6 protein-coding genes are annotated in these 4,182 nt (G+C 34.6%); 3 read left to right on the top strand and 3 right to left on the bottom strand.

The features are described 5' to 3' along the window. Nucleotides 1-91 precede the first annotated feature (91 nt). Nucleotides 92-862, bottom strand: coding sequence for a hypothetical protein (locus COX77_02825; GenBank protein PIZ98989.1), 771 nt, complete (start codon nt 860-862; stop codon nt 92-94). A gap of 62 nt (nt 863-924) precedes the next feature. Between COX77_02825 and holA the strand changes: the two genes are divergently transcribed. Continuing rightward, nucleotides 925-1,899, top strand: coding sequence for a DNA polymerase III subunit delta (holA, locus tag COX77_02830; GenBank protein ID PIZ98990.1), 975 nt, complete (start codon nt 925-927; stop codon nt 1,897-1,899). Nucleotides 1,900-1,926: 27 nt separating this feature from the next. On the opposite strand, the gene rpsT is transcribed toward holA, so the two are convergent. Beyond that, nucleotides 1,927-2,187 (bottom strand): 30S ribosomal protein S20, encoded by a 261-nt coding sequence (gene rpsT / locus COX77_02835; protein PIZ98991.1) that lies wholly within the window; start codon nt 2,185-2,187, stop codon nt 1,927-1,929. Nucleotides 2,188-2,296: 109 nt separating this feature from the next. Between rpsT and COX77_02840 the strand changes: the two genes are divergently transcribed. Together COX77_02840 and COX77_02845 are read left to right on the top strand one after the other, a co-directional pair. Further along, nucleotides 2,297-2,542: a hypothetical protein gene (locus COX77_02840; protein ID PIZ98992.1), complete on the top strand. Its 246-nt coding sequence runs from the start codon at nt 2,297-2,299 to the stop codon at nt 2,540-2,542. A gap of 105 nt (nt 2,543-2,647) precedes the next feature. Beyond that, nucleotides 2,648-3,667: a hypothetical protein gene (locus COX77_02845; GenBank protein PIZ98993.1), complete on the top strand. Its 1,020-nt coding sequence runs from the start codon at nt 2,648-2,650 to the stop codon at nt 3,665-3,667. A 34-nt stretch (nt 3,668-3,701) separates the two neighbouring features. Here COX77_02845 and COX77_02850 read toward each other — a convergent pair. Beyond that, nucleotides 3,702-4,182 (bottom strand): tRNA pseudouridine(55) synthase (locus COX77_02850; protein ID PIZ98994.1); only part of this gene is annotated, 481 nt, incomplete at its 5' end.

A 4,182-nucleotide genomic window follows, 5' to 3' on the forward strand; every position in this document is an offset into this window, starting at 1 on the left:
TTGAAACCCAAAGGGAAACCCCGTATGAAAAAAAGCTATCTAGTTAAGATAGCTTTTTTGAGTGCGGGGAGGAGGTCATTTAATCTCTTTATTATTGAAGCATTTCCAGATTAAAGTTATGAAAAGTTATGGTGACGCCATCGGTGGAAAAAATTTTATTGATGTATGTTTCCAATAGTTTTTTGAATTGTTTTTGCATTACTAAACTTTTTGGATTGTACAGCTGAACAACGTCTTTACCAAACTTTTCCTCAAACTCATACAAGTAGTACTCAACTATATTCCAAACCATTGCCTGTTGTTTAGATTCATTAAGTACAGCCTGTGTGGTACAACTATCGATGATTTTATCGTATTTATTGTAGAAAACAATAGGGTTAGTTATGGCCACTGAGAAGCTATAACGATATTTTCTGAGTTTGGGATTTTCGGAGATTGGTTGAAATGCATGAGAATATCTCATAGTACCCATGACATTGTAGAAACGATCTTTTGATTCCCAACAGAACACACCTGGCCAACCGTGAATTGTAGCCTTGCCGTCGCTAGAATAGAGAACTATTTTGCTATCAAAAGAGTTAGTGTATTCAAAATATATTGGTGAAACAGCCACGAATAGGAATAAAATGATAACTAACCCGGCAGTATTTTTTATAACCAGACCAGACATTTTTGGATCACGATTCAATAAGGATTGTATAGGTTTTGTCTTGGTTAATTTATCAACAATTATTATAAGAAGATAGCACAAACAGAGGGCAAGAATTAAAGTTAAAAAGTAGAACATTTTAGTCTCCTGAAGATTGTGAATTAATTTGTTAAAGATCAAATAATGTTTTAATTTAGCACTTTTCGGAACCATTGTCAATGGTGTAAAAAATAACTAAATGTGTTACTATTTTGAGAGAAATAATTAAATTGTAAATGTACCAGATGATATTTTTCTTTTATGGAACGGATAGCTATCGTTCTTACCAAAAAGTAAAACAGCTACGAGATAAGTTTGCTCAAGAAGTTGATCAGGCTGGTTTGAATATTACTATTTTGGATGGCGAGAACATTACTTTAGAAAAATTTAATAATGCGGTTACCCAACCGGGTTTTTTATCAGCTAAACGGTTAATAATTATTAAAAATATTTTTTCTCTAGCCAGTATTAATAGTTGGAAAGAAGATGTTATCACTTATTTAAATAAAGTTACTGATAGTTCCGAAGAAAATTATATCATCTTTTGGCAGGAAGATTTGCCCGATAAAGATGACGCTTTGTTTAAGAGATTGCAGAACTTTAAGTATGCCCAAAATTTTGAGCTGTTGGATATCAATAAATTAGTAATGTGGGTGGAACAAGAGGTTGGGTTACGTCAGGGGCAAATTACCAAACCAGCCGCGCGCTTATTGGCTGTTAACGTCGGTAATGATTTATGGCGGTTGGCCGGTGAGATTGATAAATTAGTTGCCTATAAAAAAGATCAGTCCATTATTGAAGCTGATATTGAGCAAATGATTGACGGGGGATTGGAGGAAAATATTTTTCAGTTCACCGACGCCCTAATGAACAACAATCCAGTACAGGCCATTAAATTATTACAGGATCAACTGTCTCTCGGACAAAATGAGCAGTATTTATTGAGCATGATCCTGCGACAGTATCGTTTGCTATGGCAGATGAAAATATTATTAGCTCAAGGTTTGAGTCAGCAACAGTTAGCCCAGCAAACCAAAATTCATCCCTTTGTCATTCGCAAATTAACACCGGCACTGGCCAAATATCAAGTATCTGATTTGCAAAAGATATACCAAAAGCTCATTGATTTGGACTATCAATTAAAATCATTACCATTGAAACCAGAATTGTTCTTTGATTTATTTATTATTAAAACACACCCCAGTAAGTGAGGTGCGTTTTTTGGTGAAAAAGTTGGATTATTTCTTACTGATTTTCTTAACAAGACGAGATTTTTTCCGGGCAGCAGTGTTCTTTTTTAATTGTCCATGTTGGACTGCTTTGTCCACTATCTTTTGAAAAGATTTAGTCAATTCAGTTACTTTGTCCATATTTTTGGCCACCAATGCTTGCTCAATCTTTTTAGCTGTATCTTTTATTTGACGGTCGACTCGCAGATTGGCCAATTTTCTTTTTTTGTTCTGGCGTAGATCTTTATAAGCCGCTTTTTTAATTGGCATAGATTATAAATTGATTATTAATTAAGTGACTATTATCGAGGAATAATATAGTTTTGCTAAAAACTGATTTATAATTTATCATATATTTGTTAATTAATCAAGTATTTATATGTTACCACCAAAATATATCAAACCCGAAGAGCAAATGATTTTATTGGAGCGACTTTATCGCTCGCAGGATTCAATCACCAGTACTAAAAAATTTAATGACGAATATGGTGACAATATTGGGCGATTGGGAGTGGAAATGGTGCTATTTAATGAAGTTTATCGCCGCCTGCAAGTTGCCTTTCCCAGAATCAAGTGTCGACAAGCACTGAAAGAAATAACCGGCTTTGAACCAACGGTTTATTAGATCCCTTTTAGTTATTGACAAAGATTAGATATTATTGTAAGTTATAAACTCATCAAAAAATGATTTTACTTTAAAAATTTAATAAACATCAAAAGGAGTAAGTGAATGCAAAGACAGATTTCGATTTTTATTTTTCAAGCCTTGCTTCATGACGATAGTAAGGTGGAATTTATTCCTGAATCGCCAAGTTTGTTATCTGATTCCCAACAGAGCAAATTAATAATGATTCAGAGTTTACCAACAGCATCAGCGCAACAGCTAGAGGATATTTGCGTACAAAGTATTAGTAATCAAAAAAGGCACGAATTTGATTTAACGTGCATCATAGATGAGGATACTTTTTCTTATCATGTTTTAATTCAGCCGGAAACAATAGAAAGCGCGCGCGTCGTGTTTTGTGATTTTACTGAACAGCAAAGAGGTCAAGATACATGGTTGAAGATGATCGGTCTGGCAGCACACGATATTAGAGGTCCTTTTCATCCGCTCTTAGGTTATGTCAGTTGTTATTTAGAGGAATTTTCCGGGTGGGAAAACAAAAGCATTGATGATAAGTTAGCCCTATTAGAGGACATCAAGAAAACAATTCCCTTTTTTCACACAGCTATAAATAACCAATTATTACTATCAACAACTTTAATGAGTTGGGCTGCTTCCTATATACGAGAAGATCAGAAACTTATTTTTGACCTTAATGAAGTAATAATCAAGAATATTGATGCAGCTAAATTAAAGAATAGGAATAGTAAAATAGTTTTCTTGTATGATCAGAAGATTAACGTGAACATTTTTGGTTATCAGGAGGTGATAGAATTAACTCTGAGTAATTTAATAAATAACTGTTTGAAGTATACTCAAGAGGGTAGTATTACCGTGGTAGTGACGGACGATAACGAAAAAGTTACTATTTCAGTATCCGATACGGGAGTTGGAATGAGTCAAGAGGAAGTAAATAAACTTTTTTCTTTGCACCCTAATCAAAAAACCGGAATTGGAGGAGAAAAAAGTAATGGGTTGGGCTTGTATCTTTGCCAGCACATACTAAGTCAAGTTGGCTATAAAATTAGCGTGACCAGTATTTTAGGTAAAGGCTCTACTTTTACTATCATTGTTCCCAAGAATTAAAAAAGAGGACCGTTGTTAAACAATGGTCCTCTTATTATTGCAGAAAACTTGGCCAATTAGTTGCAGTAAGATCTTTTAGCTCTGTGGCTTGTTGAATTTTGTAGTTGCCAATTTGTTCACGGCGCAGCTGATACATAACTGCACCATAGCCAAGCGATTGACCGAGGTCATGAACCAGAGAACGAATGTAAGTACCACTACTGCAGTGGATAAGTAATTCTACCCATGGGTACTGGTAAGATAGTAATTGAAAGTCATGAATTATAATATTTGTTGGTAGTCGGTCAATGGTAATTCCTTGACGAGCTAGTTGATAAAGTTTTTGGCCATTTACTTTTTTCGCAGAAAACATCGGTGGTATTTGTTGCTGGGGTCCAATCATTGTGGCGATTGTTTTATTCATTACTGATTCTGTTGGCTGTCCAGCGCTAGGATTAATTAAAATTTTTCCTTGAGCATCATAGCTATCAGAAGTTTCACCAAGTTTAATTTTGGTAGTATATATTTTATCCAGC

The sequence above is a fragment of the Candidatus Komeilibacteria bacterium CG_4_10_14_0_2_um_filter_37_10 genome (genome assembly GCA_002793075.1).
GTDB lineage: Bacteria > Patescibacteriota > Patescibacteriia > UBA1558 > UBA1558 > UM-FILTER-37-10.